The sequence below is a fragment of the Rhodococcus sp. IEGM 1307 genome (assembly GCF_030056915.1).
Classification (GTDB): domain Bacteria; phylum Actinomycetota; class Actinomycetes; order Mycobacteriales; family Mycobacteriaceae; genus Rhodococcus_F; species Rhodococcus_F opacus_D.
This window is the reverse complement of sequence record NZ_JASHKW010000026.1, coordinates 77,725-98,651: the sequence shown is the minus strand read 5'-3', so window position 1 is coordinate 98,651 and position 20,927 is coordinate 77,725. Positions and strand designations below refer to the sequence as shown.

The 20,927-nt window shown below is 66.6% G+C and carries 23 protein-coding genes; 17 read left to right on the top strand and 6 right to left on the bottom strand.

The window, feature by feature from the left end:
- Window positions 1–67 precede the first annotated feature (67 nt).
- The 8 genes from QM841_RS36685 (at window position 68) to QM841_RS36650 (ending at window position 7,015) form a co-directional block, all read left to right on the top strand.
- Window positions 68–574: an NAD(P)-binding protein gene (locus tag QM841_RS36685; protein WP_283335778.1), complete on the top strand. Its 507-nt coding sequence runs from the start codon at window positions 68–70 to the stop codon at window positions 572–574.
- A gap of 160 nt (window positions 575–734) precedes the next feature.
- Window positions 735–1,664 carry an ATP-binding cassette domain-containing protein gene (locus tag QM841_RS36680; RefSeq protein ID WP_283335777.1) on the top strand — a complete coding sequence of 310 codons (930 nt, stop codon included), beginning with the start codon at window positions 735–737 and terminating at the stop codon, window positions 1,662–1,664.
- Window positions 1,661–2,494, top strand: a complete 834-nt coding sequence (locus tag QM841_RS36675; protein ID WP_283335776.1) for an ABC transporter permease — start codon at window positions 1,661–1,663, stop codon at window positions 2,492–2,494. The genes QM841_RS36680 and QM841_RS36675 overlap by 4 nt, the downstream gene beginning before the upstream one ends.
- Window positions 2,495–2,959: 465 nt before the next feature.
- On the top strand, window positions 2,960–3,589 hold the full coding sequence (locus QM841_RS36670; protein ID WP_283335775.1) for a sigma-70 family RNA polymerase sigma factor: 630 nt from the start codon (window positions 2,960–2,962) through the stop codon (window positions 3,587–3,589).
- Between the two features lie 836 nt (window positions 3,590–4,425).
- Window positions 4,426–4,767, top strand: coding sequence for an ArsR/SmtB family transcription factor (locus tag QM841_RS36665; RefSeq protein ID WP_280782828.1), 342 nt, complete (start codon window positions 4,426–4,428; stop codon window positions 4,765–4,767).
- 3 nt (window positions 4,768–4,770) lie between these two features.
- Window positions 4,771–5,256: an SRPBCC family protein gene (locus QM841_RS36660; protein ID WP_283335774.1), complete on the top strand. Its 486-nt coding sequence runs from the start codon at window positions 4,771–4,773 to the stop codon at window positions 5,254–5,256.
- Window positions 5,257–5,439: 183 nt separating this feature from the next.
- Window positions 5,440–6,018 (top strand): dihydrofolate reductase family protein, encoded by a 579-nt coding sequence (locus QM841_RS36655; protein WP_283335773.1) that lies wholly within the window; start codon window positions 5,440–5,442, stop codon window positions 6,016–6,018.
- A gap of 235 nt (window positions 6,019–6,253) precedes the next feature.
- Entirely contained in the window at window positions 6,254–7,015 is a 762-nt protein-coding gene (locus QM841_RS36650; RefSeq protein WP_283335772.1) for a dienelactone hydrolase family protein, read from the top strand.
- Window positions 7,016–7,087: 72 nt separating this feature from the next.
- Here the strand turns inward: QM841_RS36650 and QM841_RS36645 are convergent, their stop codons facing one another.
- Window positions 7,088–8,542, bottom strand: a complete 1,455-nt coding sequence (locus QM841_RS36645; RefSeq protein ID WP_283335771.1) for a carboxylesterase/lipase family protein — start codon at window positions 8,540–8,542, stop codon at window positions 7,088–7,090.
- 353 nt (window positions 8,543–8,895) lie between these two features.
- Between QM841_RS36645 and QM841_RS36640 the strand changes: the two genes are divergently transcribed.
- Window positions 8,896–9,237, top strand: coding sequence for a DUF6537 domain-containing protein (locus tag QM841_RS36640; protein WP_283335770.1), 342 nt, complete (start codon window positions 8,896–8,898; stop codon window positions 9,235–9,237).
- Between the two features lie 28 nt (window positions 9,238–9,265).
- On the opposite strand, the gene QM841_RS36635 is transcribed toward QM841_RS36640, so the two are convergent.
- The gene (locus QM841_RS36635) at window positions 9,266–9,733 is read right to left on the bottom strand and encodes an SRPBCC family protein (RefSeq protein ID WP_283335769.1); all 468 of its coding nucleotides are present in this window, start codon (window positions 9,731–9,733) and stop codon (window positions 9,266–9,268) included.
- A 380-nt stretch (window positions 9,734–10,113) separates the two neighbouring features.
- Between QM841_RS36635 and QM841_RS36630 the strand changes: the two genes are divergently transcribed.
- Together QM841_RS36630 and QM841_RS36625 are read left to right on the top strand one after the other, a co-directional pair.
- Window positions 10,114–10,875: a ParA family protein gene (locus QM841_RS36630; RefSeq protein WP_280782816.1), complete on the top strand. Its 762-nt coding sequence runs from the start codon at window positions 10,114–10,116 to the stop codon at window positions 10,873–10,875.
- Window positions 10,872–11,453: a hypothetical protein gene (locus QM841_RS36625; protein WP_280782815.1), complete on the top strand. Its 582-nt coding sequence runs from the start codon at window positions 10,872–10,874 to the stop codon at window positions 11,451–11,453. The genes QM841_RS36630 and QM841_RS36625 overlap by 4 nt, the downstream gene beginning before the upstream one ends.
- Window positions 11,454–11,968: 515 nt before the next feature.
- Here QM841_RS36625 and QM841_RS36620 read toward each other — a convergent pair.
- Both QM841_RS36620 and QM841_RS36615 read right to left on the bottom strand, forming a co-directional pair.
- Window positions 11,969–12,991 carry a glutamate ABC transporter substrate-binding protein gene (locus QM841_RS36620; protein ID WP_280782814.1) on the bottom strand — a complete coding sequence of 341 codons (1,023 nt, stop codon included), beginning with the start codon at window positions 12,989–12,991 and terminating at the stop codon, window positions 11,969–11,971.
- Window positions 12,991–14,439 carry a GlnX family signal transduction membrane protein gene (locus tag QM841_RS36615; protein WP_283335768.1) on the bottom strand — a complete coding sequence of 483 codons (1,449 nt, stop codon included), beginning with the start codon at window positions 14,437–14,439 and terminating at the stop codon, window positions 12,991–12,993. The genes QM841_RS36620 and QM841_RS36615 overlap by 1 nt, the downstream gene beginning before the upstream one ends.
- Window positions 14,440–14,522: 83 nt before the next feature.
- On the opposite strand from QM841_RS36615, the gene QM841_RS36610 reads away from it, so the two are divergent.
- The 6 genes from QM841_RS36610 to QM841_RS36585 all read left to right on the top strand — a co-directional run bounded on the left by QM841_RS36610 (window position 14,523) and on the right by QM841_RS36585 (window position 18,438).
- Complete coding sequence (locus QM841_RS36610; protein ID WP_283335767.1) at window positions 14,523–15,311, top strand: hypothetical protein; 789 nt, start codon at window positions 14,523–14,525, stop codon at window positions 15,309–15,311.
- Between the two features lie 73 nt (window positions 15,312–15,384).
- Window positions 15,385–15,786, top strand: a complete 402-nt coding sequence (locus tag QM841_RS36605) for a LapA family protein (protein WP_280782807.1) — start codon at window positions 15,385–15,387, stop codon at window positions 15,784–15,786.
- 155 nt (window positions 15,787–15,941) lie between these two features.
- On the top strand, window positions 15,942–16,223 hold the full coding sequence (locus QM841_RS36600) for a hypothetical protein (RefSeq protein ID WP_009476898.1): 282 nt from the start codon (window positions 15,942–15,944) through the stop codon (window positions 16,221–16,223).
- Window positions 16,220–16,504 carry a hypothetical protein gene (locus QM841_RS36595; protein WP_283335766.1) on the top strand — a complete coding sequence of 95 codons (285 nt, stop codon included), beginning with the start codon at window positions 16,220–16,222 and terminating at the stop codon, window positions 16,502–16,504. The genes QM841_RS36600 and QM841_RS36595 overlap by 4 nt, the downstream gene beginning before the upstream one ends.
- 216 nt (window positions 16,505–16,720) lie before the next feature.
- Entirely contained in the window at window positions 16,721–17,884 is a 1,164-nt protein-coding gene (locus tag QM841_RS36590) for a Gfo/Idh/MocA family protein (protein WP_283335765.1), read from the top strand.
- Between the two features lie 86 nt (window positions 17,885–17,970).
- Complete coding sequence (locus QM841_RS36585; RefSeq protein ID WP_283335764.1) at window positions 17,971–18,438, top strand: SgcJ/EcaC family oxidoreductase; 468 nt, start codon at window positions 17,971–17,973, stop codon at window positions 18,436–18,438.
- A gap of 54 nt (window positions 18,439–18,492) precedes the next feature.
- Here the strand turns inward: QM841_RS36585 and QM841_RS36580 are convergent, their stop codons facing one another.
- The gene (locus QM841_RS36580) at window positions 18,493–19,899 is read right to left on the bottom strand and encodes a guanine deaminase (RefSeq protein ID WP_283335763.1); all 1,407 of its coding nucleotides are present in this window, start codon (window positions 19,897–19,899) and stop codon (window positions 18,493–18,495) included.
- A gap of 203 nt (window positions 19,900–20,102) precedes the next feature.
- A complete protein-coding gene (locus QM841_RS36575) occupies window positions 20,103–20,882 on the bottom strand; it encodes a hypothetical protein (RefSeq protein ID WP_283335762.1) in 780 nt (259 codons plus the stop codon).
- Between the last annotated feature and the right edge of the window lie 45 nt (window positions 20,883–20,927).

Sequence of the window (20,927 nt, the reverse complement as noted above, 5' to 3'; positions counted from 1 at the left end):
TTCATCGACGCGTATCGATACTCTCCGCAGTGGAAGATCGATGAGTGTCGATGAAAGGACTTCCGAGATGAACTCTGTGCCCGTTGTCGTCGTGGGGGCCGGACCAATCGGCCTTGCTGCCGCGGCCCAGTTGCGTGAGCGCGGCCTGTCCCCGCTGGTCTTCGACCGCGGTCCGATAGCCGGTGCGGCGATCGCGCAGTGGAATCACGTGCGGTTGTTCTCCCGTTGGGGTGAGCTGATCGATCCGTCGGCCCGCCGCCTGCTCGACGCCACCGGCTGGTGGCGCCGGACGACCAGGCGTACCCGACCGGCCCAGCGTCTACCCGCACGGGTCGCCGAACTGTCGCATCCGGAGCCGAATGTGTTCCTGGTCGGGATGAAGAGCTACGGGCGGGCGCCGACGTTCCTGGCAATGACCGGGTACGAGCAGGTCCGCAGTATCGCCGCCGCCCTGGCCGGCGACCACGCCGCCGCCGCCCGCGTCGAACTCACGTTGCCGGAGACCGGGGTATGCGGCGGCGCCGGGGTCTTCGACGAACCCGAACCCGCCGCCGATGGCGTCACCATCTCCTGACCTGCCTGATTCTGCCGCGGGTGCGTCCAACTCGAACTTGGTTCGTCTGAGGAAGCGGACTCCCACTCACCACCGGGTGGGAGCACATCTTCCGAGAGGAACCTCCGATGACCATCCACCCGATTGCCCGCCCCGCCGCTCACAGGTTCGGGGGAGTGCGATGAGCGCGCCGACCGTCGTGGTCGAGGATCTGCACGTCGCCTACGGCACGACGTGGGCCCTCGACGGTGTCGACTTGGAGGCTGCCGCCGGAGCCACGCTCGGTGTGCTCGGCCACAACGGTGCCGGCAAGACCACCCTGATCCGCACCCTCACCACCCTGGTGCGGCCCACCATCGGCCGCGTGCAGATTGAAAACCTGGACGTCGTCGTCCACGCCACCGAGGTCCGCCGCCGGATCGGCGTGACCGGCCAATACGCCGGCCTCGACGAATTTCTCACCGCCCGAGAGAATCTGGAGCTGATCGGCCGCCTGACCGGGCTGCGCCGCACCGCCCGCGCGCGGGCCGACGCGCTGATCGACCGGCTCGGGCTGCAGGAATACGCGTCCCGGCGGGTCGGGGAACTCTCCGGGGGCTCGCGCCGCCGGGTCGATCTGGCCGCCAGCCTCGTCGGCTCCCCGTCGGTACTGTTCCTCGACGAGCCGACCACCGGTCTCGATCCCCTCGCCCGCGCCGGATTGTGGAACGTCGTCGACGAGCTCACCGACGCGGGCACCACGGTCGTGCTCACCACCCAGTACCTCGAGGAGGCCGACCGGCTCGCCGACCACATCGTGGTCCTGCGCCGGGGCCGGGTCGCCGCCCGCGGCACCCCCGCCGAGCTCAAACGGATCGTCGGCGGCAAGGTCCTCAGCGCCACCATCCCCGCCGGTCAGCTCGCCGCGCTGCCATTCATCCCGGACACCGATCCGCGGGTCGACGGCGACCGCCTGCGAGTGTCCGTCACCGTCGACGACGCCCCCGCCGCGACCGCGCTGGTCGCCGACCTGCACCGCGGCGGCATCGAGGTCACCGACCTGGACGTGACCTCACCGAGCCTCGACGACGTCTTCGCCCACCTCGCCCACACCGCCGGAGCCCACCGATGACCACCATCCGCACCACCACCACCACCACAGCCACCCCTTCGGTAGGGCGTCCCTCGGTCGGGGACCAACTCGCCGCACTCACCGTCCGGAACCTGCGCACCAGCGCCCGCGTTCCGCAGCTGTTGATGTTCTCGCTGACCATGCCGATGGCGATGCTGGTGCTGTTCAGTCAGGTGTTCCGCAGCGTCGCCGCAGGACCGGGCTTTCCTGCCGGGGTCAGCTACATCGTCTTCCTCACCCCGGCGATGCTCGCCGTCTCCACGGTGATGGCCGGCACCAACGCCGGAGTCTCCGCCGCGATCGATCACACCAACGGCCTGCACGACCGCTTCGCGGCCCTGCCGATGCGGACGGCGCTGCCGGGGGTGGCTCGCACCATCAACGAGGCCGTCTTCACCCTCGCCCGGGCTGTGTTGCTCGGGATCGCCGCCGTCGCTTTGGGTTTCGAGTTCCACGGCACCGCAGGGGATGCCGTCGCCGCGGTTGTCGTGCTGGTGGTGTTGGCCGGGGCGATGAGCGCCCTCTTCGGGCTGATCGGGGACCGGCTCCGCCGGCCGGACGTGGTCCAGTTCGCCGGGATGATGGTGATGATGCCGCTGATGTTCGTCTCGAGTGCGTTCGCGCCGATCGAGACCATGCCCGGCTGGATGCAGGCCATGGCGACAGTGAATCCGGTTGCGCACGCCACCGACGCCCTGCGCGGCCACGTGCTCGGCACCGCCACCGCCGGGGACACTCTTACCGCCCTGGTCGCGGCGATCGGTTTGTGGGCGGTGGTGACCGCCGTTCCCGTCGTCACCCGCATGATTCGGTCAGCGCGAACCCGCTGACAACGAACCCGCCCCGTCCCCATCCCACGGGGACGGGGCGGGTTTTGCGTGTTCGATGTCCGTCCGGAGCCGGGCACTCTCCAAGCCCCTACCCGATGGAGGGGTAGAGGCTAGGAGAGCGCTGTGGTCAGCAGATGCGCCCGGTGCGGGCGTCGATGACGCTCATGCGGCGGCGTCGAGCAGATGCAGCTCCTCCGCCACGATCAGATCGACCTCTTCACTGGTCAGGCCCGACAACAGATGTGTAGTCAGCATTGCTCACCTCCTCACCGTGCTTCTACTGGTACGTCGAACCGGAGCATCCGGAATCGACATCGACACCCATACAGACGAGGAACTTCGGATTCGGACGCAGGTGCGTCCGACCGCGGTCACCGTCGTCCGTACCTGAGAGAGGACGCCCTCAGGGGGTCGCGACCGCGCCGTAAGGCGGGGATCCTGAAAGACGGAGAGGAACCACAGATCATGAACGAGGACTCGGCCACCACCGCGACGACACCCCAGCCGGCACCAGCTGATCTCGACCAGCTCTGGCGCCGCTTCTCGAGCGACTTGCGGGCCTTCATCGCCCGCCGGGTCTCCCGTCCCGAGGACGCCGACGACATTCTGTCGATCGTGTTCCTGCGGATGGCCAAGAGCCTCGACAACCTGCGGGAGCAGGACCGAATCCTCGGGTGGATGTATGCCATCACCCGCAACGCGATCACCGACTACTACCGGTCCGCACCCCACCGCCGCGAGCTGGCTGTCGACAGTGTCCCCGACAACCGACCCGACGGAGAACCTGACGCCGACGAGACGGCGGAGAAGGAACTCGCCTCCTGCCTGGTGCCGATGCTCTCCGGGCTGCCCGCCGAGCAGGCCGCGGCGGTGAGGATGGTCGACCTCGACGCTCGAACCAACGCCGCCGCCGCCAGCGAGGTGGGAATCTCGGTGTCCGGGATGAAATCCCGGGTCCAACGCGGCCGCGCCGCCCTCCAGGCCCAATTGCACGCCTGCTGTCAGATCAGCCGGGATCGCACCGGCCATGTCCACGACTACCAGCCCCGCAGCGGATCCTGCGCCTGCGGAGCCACGCCATCGGACGACGGGTAGACCGGCGAATCATCTCTGGTGACGGCGACGGGGCGACCGGGCGAGGTCACGCTGACAAGACTGCGGTGCGGTGCGAGCCATCTTCGCTCGCACCGCACCGTTGTCACCTGAGGGCTACTGGCAGCCGCATCCGTCGCAGGCCGTCGCCGTCGGACCGCAGCACGTCGACTTCTCGCTGAGGTCGCAGCAGGTGGCTTGTCGTTCGGTGCTGCAACACGTGGGTGCCGCAGTCCGTGGGTTTGCGTCCGTCCGATCCGTCGTCGGGTTTTCGAACTTGTCGGCGTTGGTCATGGTGACTCCTTGATCCGTGGGGATGGGTACCAGATCAGACGGAGGAGACCGAAAATGGACGCACTGGCCCGTCGCGAAGGATGAGGTGCGCCCGTGCCTGGCCGCGCCCCCACGGAGATACGTGGCGTGTCGAAACTTGTGTGCGAAACCGTCGGCGACCAGCACGGATGAATCCTGCGGAGGACAATGGAACGATACGATCCGTGCCGAACCTTGACGACGCCGGAACGGCGGCCGCGGGTGAGGAGCCCTGGTATGAGCTGGTGGCCGCTCTGCTGGGCCAGTTCGCTGGATCGCAGACCGGGCACCGGGTGTCCTTGGCCCAACGGTGGGGTATTGGGTGGCGTGGGCGATACCGCCGCCGCTCACGGTGTTGCTGGGCTTCACCGGTCTCTGCCTGATGTTCGCACCGCTGTGGATCTCGATCGATGTCGGCGGGTTCTCCCCGAGCTAGATCGCGCTCGTCGGCACGCCGCATGCAATAACTTCAAGCTGAGAGTCGCAGGGGCCTTGCACATACAACCAATCGGTTGTATGTTTGGGGTGTGTCAGAAACAGATGAGGACCGGGCCGATGCCCTGTTTCACGCGCTGTCCGACCGAACGAGGCGCGACATCATGCGTCGCGTGCTGGCCGGCGAGCATTCCGTCTCGGCACTGGCAGCGAAGTACGACATGAGTTTCGCTGCGGTACAGAAGCACGTCGCCGTTCTCCAGAAGTCAGGCCTACTCGTCAAACGACGCAGCGGCCGTGAACAACTCGCCACGGGCGATGTGGACGCAGTTCGCGCGGTGTCGTCCATGCTCGCGGAGCTGGAACACGTCTGGCGTGGGCGAATCGCGCGCATCGACGAACTGATCGCGACAGAACCCCAACGGAAGGAATGAACGATGCCTGTCACCAATGTCAGCCACGACATCGACGCACTGACCCTGACCATCACCGCCGAGTTCGCCGCGCCCCGCGCGCGGATCTGGCAGATCTATGCCGATCCTCGCCAGCTCGAGAAGATCTGGGGTCCGCCGACGTACCCGGCGACGGTGGTCGACCACGAGTTCACTCCCGGCGGTCGGGTCACCTACTACATGACCGGACCCGAGGGTGACAAGCATGCGGGCTACTGGAACATCGTCTCCGTCGATGAGCCGACCGGCTTCACCTTCACCGACGGATTCGCCGATGCGGATTTCACCCCGATCGAATCGATGCCGGTGTCCACCAACGAGTTCTCCTTCGAGGAGAAGGACGGCAGCACCATCGCGACCTACGTCAGTACCTACGCAACCGCCGAAGGTCTCCAGCAGGTGCTCGACATGGGTGTGGTCGAGGGTGCCTCGCAGGCGATCGGCCAGATCGACGACCTCATCAAGGGCTGAGCCTGACGGTTCACCGCACAGACCGATCTCGCCGCCTCGCCCGCCACGTGCGAGGCGGCGAGCCGGCACGAAGGACGCGACACTCTTGTTGCGACCACAGTCGCCCACTCCGACGGCGATGAGTTTCGCAGTGGTTCCCAGTCTGTACCTACACCGATCACAACCACACTCGAGGAGAACGACATGACCGCGACCTACACCTTCGACGTCTTTTCCAGCCTCGACGGCTTCGGCGGAATCAGCGGCGGCGACTGGGGCGGCTACTGGGGCAAGCAAGGCCCCGAGTTGCTCGACCACCGCCTTGCCTTGTACGGCGCGGAGCAGCGGATGATATTCGGGGCCAACACGTATCGGGCGTTCGCGCAGATGCTGGCCTCGAGCACCGAGGAGTCCGAAGTGCGTGACCCATGGGTCACCCGGATGAGGAGCCTGCCGGCGACGGTTGTGTCGACGACGCTGGAAGGGCCTCTCGACTGGCCGGACGCGACCGTCGTGAGCGGTGACGCCGTCGACGTCGTCGCCCGGCTCAAGGAGGAGTCCGAGGTGCCGTTGCGCTCGCACGGCAGCCTGTCGATGAATCGGGCGCTGATGGCCGCCGGCCTCGTCGACCGCCTGCAGGTGACGCTCTTCCCTGTGATCACCGGTCAGACCGGTGATGACCCGATCTTCCAGGGTGGGGCCGACTTCGACCTGGAACTGCTCGAGAACCGGGCGCTGGACGGTCACATCCAAGAGCTCATCTACCGACCCACACTCCATTGACCTGTAGGAATACCAGGCGCGGCCCATCGGCGATCGGCCCTCGCGTGCAGGAAATAGGTTGGACGGGATTCGGTTCAGGTTGATAGCGTGCGCGAGACCGTGACATCACGCGAGGAGGTGAGACCCATGAACGCAGTAACCATGTGGGTGCTCCCGCTCGTGTTCACGGTTCGGCGATTGACATAGGTGTCGCCGGGAGCGCCTCGACAACAAGGCAATCCCGAAAGGCAACACCATGCATTTCACCTCTGAGACATCGTCGAACGGTGTCATCGAACGTACATTCACTCTGGATGAGATCACCGGCGTGCTCTGGTCGCCCACATCCGGAACCGTCGGCGCACCGCTGCTGCTGTCGGGGCACTCCGGCGGCATGCACAAGAAGGCGCCGGGGCTGGTCGCCGGTGCACTCCACTGCGTGACCACCTATGGGTACACCGTCGCCGCCATCGACGCGCCCGGACACGGCGACCGGCCGCGAAACCTTCAGGATCAACGGTGGGCCGAGGCGATCCATCGGGCCCGGGCGGCGGGCGAGCCGATCGCCCCGATCGTGATCGACTACAACATGTCGCTGGCGGAGCGTGCGGTGCCGGAATGGCAAGCGACTCTGGACGCCCTGCAGGCGCTGCCCGAGATCGGCGTCGAAGCGCCGATCGGCTACGGCGGCATGACGTTGGGTGTCGTGACCGGGCTGATGTTGACGGCGGTCGAATCCCGGATCGCTGCCGTGAGCTTCGGTGGGGTTTTCGTGTGCGACGCTCTGATCGAGGCGGCAAGAAAGATCACCGTCCCGGTCGAGTACCGGATTCCGTGGGACGACGAGGAATTCGACCGCACCTCCGGGGTCGCGTTGTTCGACGCCTTCGCCGCGAAGGAGAAGACATTGCACGCCTACTCGGGCAGGCACTACCCGGTACCCGAATACGAACGCGACAGCTCGGCCCGGTTCTTCGCCCGCCACCTCGGCCGGGCCGCCGACACGGTTTCGGACTGACGTGAACGGTATCGGCGTCCGGCCCCGCGCCGGACGCCGATACCGCCAGTGCCGCGCTCCCGCCGGCCTGGGTCAGGGCAGGTATTCGGCGCCGGTGTCGTCGGGAGCGGTGTCCTCGCAGAGGTGCGGGCCGGCATCGAACCTCATCGCTTTTCTGGCGTCGTCGTAGGTGGGCCAGCCGGGATCTCCGTGGGTTGCGAAGTCGAGCCAAGCTTGGTGCATCGCCTGGGTGAGGGCGCCGGGTGCGTCGTCGCCGATGAGGCCGCGGCATGCCTGTGTGGTGTCGAAGACGAAGGGGACGTCGAGGCCGTGTGCGGCGCCGTGCAGTGGTGATCGCCATGCGAATTCGTAGACGTAGGTGGGGCCTGGGTGGCGGCGGGCGGTGCGGCGGCTCGGTGATCGGAACATCAGGTCCGTGTAGGCGGCTGTGAGTGCACGCGCGGGGGTGACGGCCGGGTCGTGGAGACCGTGTCGTTCGAGGAGCGCTTCGGCATCGGGGTAGGTGGCGGCCAGCTCGGCTACGGCGTCATGCGCGTCGAAGGCGGCGAACTGGTCGGCACCGAAACCGAGGTTGGTCTCCTCGAGTGTTGTGCCGATCAGCAGGTCGACGCCGCGCGAATGGGTGCTCGGTACTCCGACCGGGTCGGGGAGGACGTCGTCACCCGTGGTGGGGAGGAACAGTGCACGACGGTGGCCCGGGTCGACACCGTTGCCGTCGCGCAGGTCTGGGTGGGGTTCGTTTCTGAGCAGAGCTGCCTGCGCGCGCACCAGGTCGGGGGCAGAGAATGCTCGAAATGCGTCTGTGGTCGGGGAGCTTCCGAGCCCGGCGGCGAGTGCCTTCGTGAGTTCTTCGGTGAGCTCGAGCGGGCGGGCCATCTCGTCGTGTCCGCTCTGGACGATCGCGCGTCGGAACAGTCCGGCGGCCAGCGGGGAGTGCAGCAGGAACGCGACCGAGGAGCCGCCGGCCGATTCGCCGAAGACGGTAACGTTGTCCGGGTTTCCACCGAACCCGGCGATGTTGTCGCGAACCCAGCGCAGGGCCGCGATCTGATCGCGCAATCCGATGTTCGTGTTCGCGACCGCACCGGACGGTGCGAGGAAGCCCTCCGCCCCGAGTCGGTAGTTGACGGTGACCAGGACGACGCCGTCGCGCGCGAACGAGGTGCCGTCGAAGGCGGGGGCGGCGCCCGAGCCGATCATGAACCCGCCGCCGTGGACGTAGACCATCACTGGAAGCCCACCCGTGCCGGGGTCGGGTGTCCAGACGTTGAGATTGAGGTAGTCGCCGTCTCCGGCGACCCATCCGGGCCCGATCAGCGGCGTTAGATTCGCGTGAGCGGGGTGCAATGCCGGCTGGGGTGCGGTAGCGCCGTAACCGGTGGCGTTCCTGGTCCCCTCCCATCGTTCGGTAGGACCAGGGGGTGCGAATCGGCGTTCGCCCGCTGGAGCTGCTGCGTAGGGGATTCCCAGGAATCGGGCGACCCCGTCGGTGTGGTCACCGGAGAGTCGCCCTGCCTCAGTGTTCACGGTACGGACGGTCATAGGCGACGTCCCCTTTCATCTGTGCGCCTCACCTCGGATGGTCGGGCCGAGGGTGGCCGTGTGAATCAGCACCCCACCTCGTCCAAGCCTGCCATGGGCTCGGTGTCCGGCCTGAGATAGTCGCCGCCAGGTCGTTGTGGGTCGTGGTAGACCTCACCGACGATGGTCCGGCTCCGTTCCAGGAAGACCAGTGGCCACGAGGGGCCGCGCGACGAAGTAGGAGAACCAGCATGACGATTCAACGGATGGAGCAGCTCAGCTGACAGAGTCGATCGAAACATCGCGGGCGCGCCGGTAGCGCCGTCCGGCTACACCCCCCGGTGCTGCGCGCCATGGGGATGACGAACAAGCTCTCACTCGGATCCTGGATCAACCCCGGATTCCGGACCCTGCACCGCATGCGCAAGATCCGCGGCACCAAGCTCGATGTGTTCGGCTACCACCACATCCGGAAGATGGAACGCGAGCTGATCACCGAATACCGCGAAACCATCGAGCAACTCCTTCACCTACTCAACCCGCACAGCCTGACCGCCGCGGTGGAGATCGCCGAACTGCCCGACCTCATCCGTGGTTACGAACAGATCAAGGTCGCCAACGTGGAGTCGTACCACCAGGAACTGGACAAGCTCGTCGAGGCGTACCCGCTGACCGCCCGAGCCGAGAAGCAGGTCGTGTAGGGCCCGGCCCGAGTCGCAGCCGACCTGATCAGCGGGATCCTTCGACGTACGATGCCAGGTTCGCCAGCGAGGAGGTGATCCCGGCCTCGTGTGCCGCTTGGTCTATGCCGGGTGGCACGTCCGTGGCGGTGACGGTCACCTCGGTCCCGTCACCGGCGGCAGCGAGGTGCCAGGTCATCGTCATGGTGCCCGCGTACGACGGGTCGTCAGCTTCGAACACCGCCAGCTGCACCACGCGTTCCGGTGGCACCAGGTCTGCGAATCCGACATCGACGACATCCGTCGTATCCGAAGTCTTGCCGGGACTGTCGGCAGGGTCGAGGTAGGTGAGGACCATCCGAAATCCACCACCGGGCCGAGGATCCCACCGTTCGACCCGCCCGCGCATGCCGTCCGGCGGCAACCAGGCCTCGAGAGACTCCCGGTCGAGGAGGGCGCCGTAGACAGTCGCCGGTGATGCCGCGATCACCCGGCTGGCGCGGTCGGTTCTGTCCATCGCTCGATTCTAGGGCCGAGGAGCACCAGGAGATCTCTGTTCGCCGAGTGCCACTCGTTCGTTCTCACACGCCACTCGACTTGTGTGCGGCGGTTCACGACATCTGCATCCGATGAAATGCGGAGCACGCTACCGGTAGCCGCTGTACTACCTCAGCGGTAGTCGGACCACCGGGGGAGTGCCTGGCGGGCGGGCCGGCGGGGCAGGCCGAATCGTTCAGGCCGCACTCCCACCTGACGCGGCTGTAGTTCACATCCGTGTAGCCGCCGTCACACAGAGGTCGAGGGTTCCGCGCTCGGATCGGCGGGTCATCCGCGTGCCTCGACCAAGTTAAGTATCTTGAGCTAGGTCACTATATTTACACGAAGGGACAGGCCCACATGACCCGCACCATCGCAGTGGTCAACCATAAAGGTGGTTCCACCAAAACCACGAGCGCGGTCAACCTCGCCCAAGCCCTCGTCGAAGCCGGCTACACCGTCCGCGTCGTCGACCTCGACCCACAATGCAACGCCACCACCTGGCTCGGCGCCACGCCCGAAGCCGTCGACAACGATGTCCTGTCGGTACTCATGCTGGTGGCGAGCATCGAAGATGCCACCACCATCACCGCGTCCGGGATCCACCTCGTTCCCGCCACCAAGGAACTCGATTCCGTCGGGCCCTATTTCCTCAAGAAGCCCGGTGCACACGGCGTCCTGCGCAAAGCCCTCGCCGGCGCCCCCGACGTCGACTTCAACCTCCTCGACTGCCCCGGAGACTTCGACCACCTGACCATCAGCGCACTCGTCGCCTGCACCGAAGTGCTTGCCGCTGTAATGACGGGAGCCATGGAACTCGAAGCGCTCATGCGGATCGAGAACTACATCACCGAGCAGGTCGAGTTGCTCAATCCCACTGCACGGCTCAATCACATTCTGTGCGGCCGCGTCGAACTCGGCCAGGTCATCGACCAGCAGGTCCTCGCCGCGCTCCGCGAGACCTACCCCGATCAGACGATGCACACCATCATCCCGAAGTCCGTCCGCGTCAGCGAAAGTTACAGCGCCGAAGAACCCGTCGTCAGGTGGGCACCGTCCTCCTCCGCAGCGCGCGCCTACCGCGACGCCGCCCAAGAACTCGTCGAAAGGGACCCCCGATGAGCGTGACACGTAAGCCGGGACTCGCCAACAACCCCCTCGCACGCCGCCCCCAGCCCCGCACAGGCGCCCACCAGGACGGGACGTACTCGACAACCGGTCACAAGGACCTCCTGACGAGCGTGACACGTAAACCCGGACTCGCCAACAACCCCCTCGAACGCCGCAAGCCACGACTGCCGAACCTCGTCGAACAGGGCGTGGACGTCGCAGGACTCGCAAGCAACCCCTTCGAACGCCGCAAGCGACGACTGCCGAACCTCGTCGAACAGGGCGTGGACGTCGCACAAGAAGCAGCCACCACAGCCGAACCGGTGGCCCTCGGCGAGGAAAAGAAGACCACCAGACGGGTCCCCGCAGACAAGAAGCAGGAATCCGTCCTCATCAACCGCGCCAAGGTCGAAAACGGCAAGAATGCCGTCGCCGCCATCGGCCACATCGCCGGCGCCCCCAACAGCTGGTCCAGCCTCGTCGACGAAGCCCTCGCCCACTACCTCACCGTCCTCGAACGCGAATACAACAATGGCGAACCCTTCCCGCCGCGCAACGCCGAACGCGTCCGGAGGCCACGCATCAACTAGCCGGCTCGTCGGCGGATCGTGGCGGGCTGTCGGTAGGTGCGGTCGCTACGCATCGACGACACCTCTGACGTTCTGTGCGCGTGCGGGTCTCGCGGCTGCCTCGATCCGGACTTGATCGTCGTCGACGCCGGGTGTCCAGACGCGCTCGGCGGTGTTGTTGCAGAGGCATGGACGCGGCACGCACGGTTGCAGTCGCAGAGGACGCTGGTGCACGCGTTGTTTCCCGCCCCGAAGCTGGTGCGACGCCATCCCTGACGCCGGTGCAATGACGGTCCGGGCTAACGACGGAAACCGCCGTCGTACTGGCTATTGAGGTCCGTCCGGAGGCGGTTTACCGTGGAGGGTGCGGGCCGTATCCCGTCGGGTCGAGATCAGGCAGTCCGGGATACGACTCGCCGGGGGGTTTTCAGCCAGAATGCGTGGGCCTTCCCCACACCGTCGGAGGTTCGGGATCGGTGGTGGGCGCGCTCAGTGTCGCAACAACTTTCCAGCACGTCCGATGTCCGCGTCGACCCTCAATCGCGATACGTGGCCGGGGGTGGGCCCGCGATCGGCCCGAGTGGTGTGGCCAGCCACCGGTCGTACACGCGCATCCAGGTTCCGTCGGCGCGTATGCGTTCGAGGGTGCCGTTGACGAACCGCACCAGGTCCTCCTTGTACTTGTTGACACCGATCGCCCAGTGCTCTTCTGTCTCCAGCCGGGGCCCCACGATCTGAAAATTCGGGTCCTGGGAGGCGAGCCCGGCGAGGAGCGAGTCGGAGGTGCTGGTCGCGTCGGCCTGCCGTTTCTGCATGGTGACGAGGCAGTCGTCCCAGTTGGGGACCGCGATGATCGTGGCGTCCGGCGCGACTCGTTGGACGGTGCCGAGCGAGGTGGTGTCGAGAAAGGTGCAGACCCGTTTTCCGGCCAGGTCCGCCGGTCCGGCGATGTCGGAACCGCGAGGGACCAGAATACGCTGGAAGGCGCGGACGTACTCGGTGGAGAAACCGACGCGTTGGGCGCGTTCGCACGTGATCGAGAATCCATGTGCGACGACGTCGACGTCGTTGTTCTCGAGTGCGGAGAACCGGCCGGCGGTGGTGAGTAGCCGGAACTCGACTTTCGTCGGATCGCCGAAGATGTCGCGGGCGATCTCCTTCGCCACATCGATCTCGAACCCCTGCAGGGTGCCGGTGGTCGGATCTCGGAAGCTGAACAGATTGGTGTTCTGGTCGACGCCGACGATCAACCGGCCCCGCCCTGCGATCTCGGCAAGTGATCCACCGGGCGGCATCTGCCCGGGCGGGGGTTGCGGGCCGGGGCGCAGGCTCGCGAGCGCCCCACACGACTCGGGGAGCGGTGGCTCCGGCGGCGGACTGTCCGTGGGCGGGATGATCTGTGCGCCGTCCGTCATCGGTCGTGCGGTGTACGTGGCCGCGACGGTCGGGGTGAGAGGGTCGGGTGCGGCGCAGCCGGCGAGCACGGCGACGGCGAGTACGCCGACGAGGTGCCGGGCACGCGGTCTCGCCCCCGGTCTCGGAAGCCTCACCTGTGTCATCAGTGGTACTCGTTCAGTCGCGGCCAGATCCCCCCGCCGACGGCGAATCCGCAGGACACGCCAATAATCATGCTACCGACTGCCAGTGCCGACATCGACCGGTAGACGTCCGTCACCGCGTTGGCCTCGTCGTCGCGGAGTCGGTCGATCGCGTTCCGGAGGGACTCGTCCAGGGCGGCGAACTGCGTCGACGACGTGCCCGAGCCGGATCCGGCGGCGATCGCCGCGGCGGTCGGGTAGTCACCGCGCTCGAGGGCGATCTCGATGTCCCGGTGCGCGGCCAGCCAGCCGTCGCGGGCCGTCACGGCGTCGCGAAGGTGTTGCTCGGCGGCGCGACCATGCGAGCTCTCCAGCTGCCGGGTGAGTTCGTCGGACAAGGCCTGGGAGTGCCGCGCGTAGTCGACTTCCGACTGGGTGTCGGAACCGCGTTGCAGGATGGCGAGGGTTTCGTCGGCGCGGGCCTGCTGCGCCAGGATGCGAGCGCGGGCAACCGCGTTGATCGGTTGTGTTCCTTCGGTTCTCGCGTGTTCGCTCGCCGACGTCGACACCAGGCTTCCGCCGATCAGCCACAGCAGAAGCCCGGCCATGAGCAGGGTGGCGACAGCGAGGCCGGGGTTGAACCGGCGCTTGCTCTTCCGGACGAGGTACAGCTGGGCGAGGACGAGGGCGACGAGGGCGGCCGCGGTCACCGTGAAGGCGGTCGCGGGCAGCTGGGCGGTGTGCGTCTGGATCTCGGCGACCGCCTCGGCCTGATGGACGTAGAGTCGCTCCGCCAACGGGAGGATGGTGGCCTGCATAAGCGCGGACGCATCGGCCAGATACGCCACCCCGACCGGGTTACCGGCCCGGTCGTTCGCCTGAGCCGTGGCGACGAGGTTGAAGTACTCGGCGAGGTCGCGCACCACGTCCGACAGCAGTGCCAGCGATTCGGCGTCCTGCGACGACACCCCATTGGTCGCCGTGACCAGCGCGTTCGACGCGTCCCCGATCGCCTGGGTGAACTGCTCCGCGCCAGCAGTCGACTCGGCACCACCGCCACCGGAGACGAACGACGTGGTCGCGGCGGCGTCGGCGATCGACAGCGAGCTGTAGAGCGCCTGGGCCGCGTTTGCGAGGGGCTCGGTGTGGGTGCGCAGTGTCTCGACTCGCTGTTGGCGCGCGCCGACCGCCGCCGAGGTGATGGCGCCCGCGGCGATGACCGCGGCGATGAGTGCGATCCCCAGCACGGTCAGCCGCCCGGGCGTCGACGTGAAGAATTCGACCCACGGGCGGCGGCGGACCACGGGCTCGACGAGCAGGTCCTCGTCGAGCGTGTGGGCTTCGGTGACGGCGTGCTCGCCGCGGTGGAACATCCGGTCCTCCTGCACCGCCACCGCGGTTCCGGTAAGAGCACCGATCCGGGCCGCGGGACTGAGTTCAGTGTGCACCGACGGTGCCGAGCGGCGCACCGACTCGGGAAACAGGCACCGCAGGAACCAGATTTCCGGTGATCGGGCGGCTGAGCCCGGGTGGAACCGGGTACTCGCACGTTATGAAGAGGTGGGCGTGCCGCGCCGCGCTGTCACTGTTGGTGGCCGGGCTCGTCGCGTCCGCGTCCGGAGTGACGGCCCATTCGGCTCCGGCGCCCGACAGGATCGACGAGGTGCCGGGGCGGACGGCGCTGTCGTTCATGCACACCCCGAGCGGAACCCGCGTCGGGACGGCGAATCAGGGGGAAGCCCGGCCGGGTTTGTCGATCGTGAAGCTGTATATAGCCGACTACATGCTCCGGCACGGCGACGGCTCTCCCGAGGACCTCGCGCTCGGACAGCAAATGATCCGCGACAGCGACGACTCCGCCGCCTCGCAGGCGTACGCCAAGTACCCGCAGTCGATCGATGCGATCGCCGCCGAGTATGGGCTGACCAGTACCCGTGACTCCGGATTCTGGGGCGATGCGGTTACCAGCACCGCCGACACCGTGACGTTCCTCGAGGCGAAGAAGACCACCGATCCGGACAGCCGCATTCTGGAGTGGATGGCCACCGCGGCCCCCGTCGCCGCCGACGGAACCCATCAGAACTGGGGTACCGGGCGGCTGCCGTCGGTGACCGGAACCAAGTGGGGGTGGTCGGACCTGGGGCCCAGTGTTGTCGCTTCCGCGTCGTTCGGGCCCGATTTCTCGGTAGCGGCCAACACGTACGGCACTGCCGACCAGCACACCGGTGACGTTCTCGGTGCCTTCGCGGAGGATCCGGCGTCACCACCACCGCCGGTGGCGCCGGATCCCATCCAGGAGTTGATCGACCGGTTCGTGCCCCTGTTGATCACACCACGATGATCGACATCCCGACGTGCCGGAGGGAACAGCCCTGACCCGGTTGGTGGGGTGACGGCCTGGGTAATCGGGTCCCATGTTGCCCCCAACGGACGAAACACCGAACGCCGGACCGCACCTGCCGGCAGGACAGACGCCGGGCGGCGGGGTGCCTCCTTCCGACCCGCACGCCCATGACGCGGGTTCCGGGATACCGCCGGATGTGGCGAGAGGTAAGGGGATCAAGCACACGCGTACCGGGGCGACGTGGACTGGTCTGGTCATCGGCATTCTCGTTCTGGTCCTGCTTCTCGTGTTCATCCTGCAGAACCTCGACAGCGTCGTCCTGGAACTGTTCGTCTGGGAGTTCACGGTCCCGCTCGGGGTCACTCTGCTGTTCGCGGCCATCGCGGGCGCGGTGGTCATGGCGCTCGTCGGCGGTGTCCGGATCCTTCAGATCCGGCGGGCAGCGAACCGGCAACGGAAACTGACCACCTGACCGTTGCTCATTTTCCGTGTTCGCATCGATCGATGCGTCGACCGGTCAGGCCCTCGGCCGAGAGATTCGAGTAGTCGACTACTCGGTTCAACTGGCGAGGGTCCTCATACGGTCGGTCCTGTATCGCATTCGTGATTCGACGAAAGGACACCGAAATGGCTTGGTCGACAACTCCTCAGGGGCTTTTTCTCGCCGCTGGGCAGGCGAATCAATTCTCCTTCTCGTTTGGAGACATCTGGAAGGGCCCGCAGTTGGCGACTGCGAGACTCGACGCCAGCCAGGGCGGTGGTGGCACGAAGATCCTGATGACGCAGTGGCAGGGCACCGCCAACGCACCGGTGTTCGGCGGCCCCAGCAAGCAGTACTACGTGCTCGGCATTCACAACAGCTCCACTTCGGGCGTGTGGTTCCATCTGGAAGGAGGCGTCCTCGCATGACGACACAGGAATCACCTCGGGTTTCCCAGATGCAGGTCCTGACGGACGAACAGGGCAGCATTCTCGCCGCTGTCCTGCGAACTGCGGACGTGGCGTCGGGCCCGGCATCCGGTGAGGACGTTCCGCCTCAGGTTTCGCTTGTTCCTTCGGAAGGCCAAGCGTTGCATGAACTCTCTGTGCCCGGTGGACCGTCGGGGGACGAGATGTTCGAGTCGCTGGATCAGTGGATGGTTCGGGTCGACGCCGGCGTACCGGCGTTGGTGCGACGCGCGGGCGCGTAGTCGCTGGTGGAGGTGCGCCGGGACGGCACCTGCTGCGGAAGGGGAACGCTGGTCCGCGCGATCAGCGGTCCCTCCGCGCGATGGCGGTGCGAGGCCCGGAAAAGCCATCAAAATCACCTCGAGAGCCACTTTGTCAGAACAAATGATTGACTTCGCTCGTGGCGCGCAGCACTGTCGTAGAGACACACGCCGCACCGATCAGTCCCGGAGTCGATCTTGACCAACGTCAACCCCACCGAAATCGCAGTAGCCGTCGCCGGATTCGGCTGGATGGGCCGCGTGCACACGAACGCGTATCTGCGTCAGCGCCACCACTTTCCGGAAGCGCCGTCCATCCGTCTGGGGGCCGTCGCCGACGAGGTACCCGGCCGCGCCGAGGAAGCCGCCGCCCAGTTCGGGTTCGGCGCAGCGCTGACCGACTGGCGCGACATCGCCGCCGACGAGAACATCGACGCGGTCAGCATCACCGCACCCAACTTCCTGCACCGCGAGATCGGCGTCGCGATGGCGGAGGCGGGCAAGCACATCTGGATCGAGAAGCCGGTCGGGCTGTCGTCCGAGGACGCGAAGGCAGTCGCCGCCGCTGTGGAGAAGGCAGGCGTCCAGTCGACCGTCGGATTCAACTACCGAAACGCACCGGCCGTTGCGATGGCGCACGATCTCATCGCGGCGGGCGAGCTGGGCACCATCACGCACTCACGCTTCCGCTTCCTCAGCGACTACGCCGCGCATCCGGACGGCGCGCTGAGCTGGCGCTACGAGAACGCGCGCGGTGGGTCGGGCGTTCTGGGCGACCTTGCCTCGCACGGTGTCGACCTGGTCCGGTACCTGCTCGGCGACATCGACGCAGTCGTGGCCGACACCGCGATCTTCATCCCCCGGCGCGCCATCCCGACGGGTGCCACCAGCGGGCATGCGCGCGCGACGGGCGGCAAGTTGGGGCCGGTGGAGAACGACGACTTCGTCAGCGCGCTGGTTCGCCTGTCGTCCGGCGGACGGGTCACGCTGGACGCGAGTCGCGTGGCCGTCGGCGAGCAGAACAACTACGGGTTCGAAATCCACGGCACCAGGGGTGCGGTGTACTGGGACTTCCGCCGGATGAACGAACTCGGAACGAGCCTTGGGAGCAAATACCAGGACCAGTCGATCACCACGGTGTGGGTGGGCCCCGACGCCGGAGCGTATGCCCGTTTCCAGCCGGGTTCCGCGTCCTCGATGAGCTACGACGACCTCAAGGTCATCGAAGGGAACAACTTCATCGCCTCGATCGTCGACGGAAAGCCCCGTGGCGCAACGATCGCCGACGCCGTGGCCGCGGCCGAAACTCTCGACGCCATCACGGCATCGGTCGCATCTCGTGCGTGGGTCGACGTGCGCTGATCCGATCCGCAGAGCCAGGCCCCGGAGTTACGCTTTATCGGTTAGCGGGTCAATTCCGGTAGGCGCCTTTCTCCGCGGAGGTTGGTATGAATACCACACCGTTCGGCTCGGGCTTCGCGATTCTCGCGTTGGCGATTTCGGCGGTCGCCTGTTCCTCGGGCAGATCCTCTGACTCCGAAGACAATTGCGTGCGCGCGACAGACAGTGAACTGGATGCGCTCTTCACGAGTTGGAATGACGCACTGGAAAGCGGTGACGCGAGGAGGGTCGCCGCGTTGTACCGGCCGGATGCGGTGCTGCTGCCGGCCCTGTCGGTGCCTATGGCGGACACTCCGGAGGAGATAACGGAGTATTTCGTCAACCTGATCAAGGCCGATCCGATTGCCCGTATGGAAGAAAGTGTCAAGTATTCGGATTGCAACCTCGCCTACAACGTGGGCCGTTGGGTCATCAACGCCAACGGTCTAGATGTGGCGGCCAGGGTGACGTGGGTCTATCGGTACGAAGACGGAAGGTGGCTGATCGCCAACCACCATTCGTCGGTGAACCCCTAGCCGTGACCGCCGGTCGACCGTGAGGTCGTCCGGCGGTCACGGGAAACCACCCGTCTAGGACGCCTTGGCTTTCCGGCCTGCGACGTAGACCTCGGAGATGGACGTGTCGCGTATCCCCATCAGCAACGCGAACAGGGTCTGATCGCGGGCCAGATCGGGATCGGCGGCGCGAACGGCGTTGCGCAGCAGGCCGTCGAGCGCAGGCGTGCCGGACGGGTCGACGACGACGAAGTCGGCTTCCTTCCCGACGTCGAAATTTCCGAACCGGTCCTCCATGTCCAGTGCCCGGGCACCGCCGAGGGTGCCGACGAACAGCATCTCGGCCGGATGCATCGACACCCCGTCGTCACCGGCCTCGGTGATGTGCACCTTGAACGCGTCGCCGAGCACCCGAGGAATCAGCCATTCGTCGCCGCCGCCGAAATCGGTTCCCACCGAGATGTTGACGCCCGACGCGACGGTGCGCTTCCACGGCATCGTTCCGGATCCCAGGAACAGCTGCGAGATCGGGCAGTGCGATACGGACGTGCCGGTCTCGGCCATCCGTTCGAGCTCGACATCCTGACAGTGCACGCAATGCGCGAGGATGGTGCGTCGGCCCAGCAGGCTCTTCCCTCCCACTTCCGAACCGGGCAGGAACTTCCCGTCGTAGGTGTCCAGGTATGAATTCACCTGATAGGTCTCTTTGGTCGAGTCGACCTCGCCGGTGCCGGGACGATTGTTCTCGTTGAGGTGCGAGTGCACGTACACCCCGCGGTCGCGGACCTCTTCGTAGAGTTCTCCGAGATTTTTCAGGGTCTCGGGGGTCACCGACAGCGAGAACCGCGGGATGATCGCCACGTGCAGCAACGCCGTGGCGACATCGCCGGTGTCGGCGCCGTGCCATTTCTCGATCTCCTCGCGGGTGAGCCGGATCGCGTCCTCTTCGGAGGTCATCAGCGGCTGAGCGGTTTCGCCGCCGACGGTCTGAATTCCGCGGCCGCTGACGATCCGCAGACCGGCCTTCTGCGTCTCGGTGAACAACGCGTCCTGCGCATGTGGGAACGCCGACCCGAACACCATGGCGGCCGTGGTGCCCGCGGAGATGCGCCGGTTGGTGAACTCGACGGCCGCCTGTTGCGCGAACTCCGGGTCGGCGAACTTCGTCTCCGACGGGAACATGCACAGGGTCAGCCATTCCAGCAGCTGACCACCGCCGTAGGAGTCGCCGGCGTAGGTCTGCGGGAAGTGGATGTGGGTGTCGACGAACCCCGGCAGCAGAAAGCCGGGCCTGTGGTCGTGCACGGTGCCGGACTCGTAATCCGACGGGATCTCGGCTCGGTCACCGCAGAACACGATTCGCCCGCCGTCGTCCAGCACCAGGGCGCCGTCGGGAATCGCTACCAGGGCGGCCGCGGCTTCGGTTACTTTCGGTGTGCCGGCGATGTGGAAGATGTGTCCGAGATGGGTGTGCGTGGCCATGCGATGAACTCCCGTCGAGTGGTAACGGATCATGCCTTCTGCAATGAACTTCGGCGGCTGGACGAAGCCCAGCCGAGTAGCACCTGTGCGGCCGCGTGCCGCACCCACGATGAGATAACAGCCCGTACTAACAATGCCACCGATCCGACCCGGGTCGCGGCCGAACAGGCCAAGCGCCCGCGGCAATCACTGCCGGCTCGGTGCTACTGCGGGGGTGTGCGGTCGTCGACGAATCGACGGATGACCTTGTCCCAGCCCAATGACTCGAGAAGTTCCGCGGCGGTGGCCCGCGACGTGAGCGGCCGGAGCACGTCGATGTCGAGGTCGCCGCCGGTGCCCAGGACGTCGTCGAGGCGCAGGCAATCGACGTACCCGTAATCCGTCCAGGGTTCGACGTGGCCGTCCCAGTCCGCGGTGTCGGCGTACGGCCCGCCGAGACGCAGCTTTCCGCTGCGGTGGATCATCACGTACCGCGGAACCACCTGCATCGTCTCGTTGGCAGTCGCCAGGGTCAGCTCGGGGTCGGCGGCGGGATCTGCGCCCGCGAGCCTGCGGTCGTAGGACGCCGTCTTGACCGTTGCGACCTCGACCAGCGCCCGCACGTAGACCCACCGCGCCCGCTCGATCGAGCCCGCCCACGCCGATTCCTCGTCCGCGCAGGAGAAGACGTTCTCGGCCGGTGTTCGTATCAGCAGCCGCGTCCCGACCCGTTCGTGATCGACAACCAGGTCTCCGTCGACGACGAGTTCGCCGTCGTGCTCGCGGACCCCGGTGATCGTCGCCACCGCGAGCACCTCGTCGTCCGGCGCGGTGACGAACAGTTCACGCTCGGACCGGACGCTGTCGGCATCACCGGGAAACGGGCCACGACCTCTGGCGAACGCTTCGGGCTGGGTCAGGTCGGCGCGAAACCCGGTCTCGGTCATCCCCAACGGATGATCGCGCACCTCTCGCAGGTTGCCGAGCCGAATCCTCGACGCCACAGGTCGATCCTCCCCGTTTCATCTCCGGCGCACCGCCGGGTGATC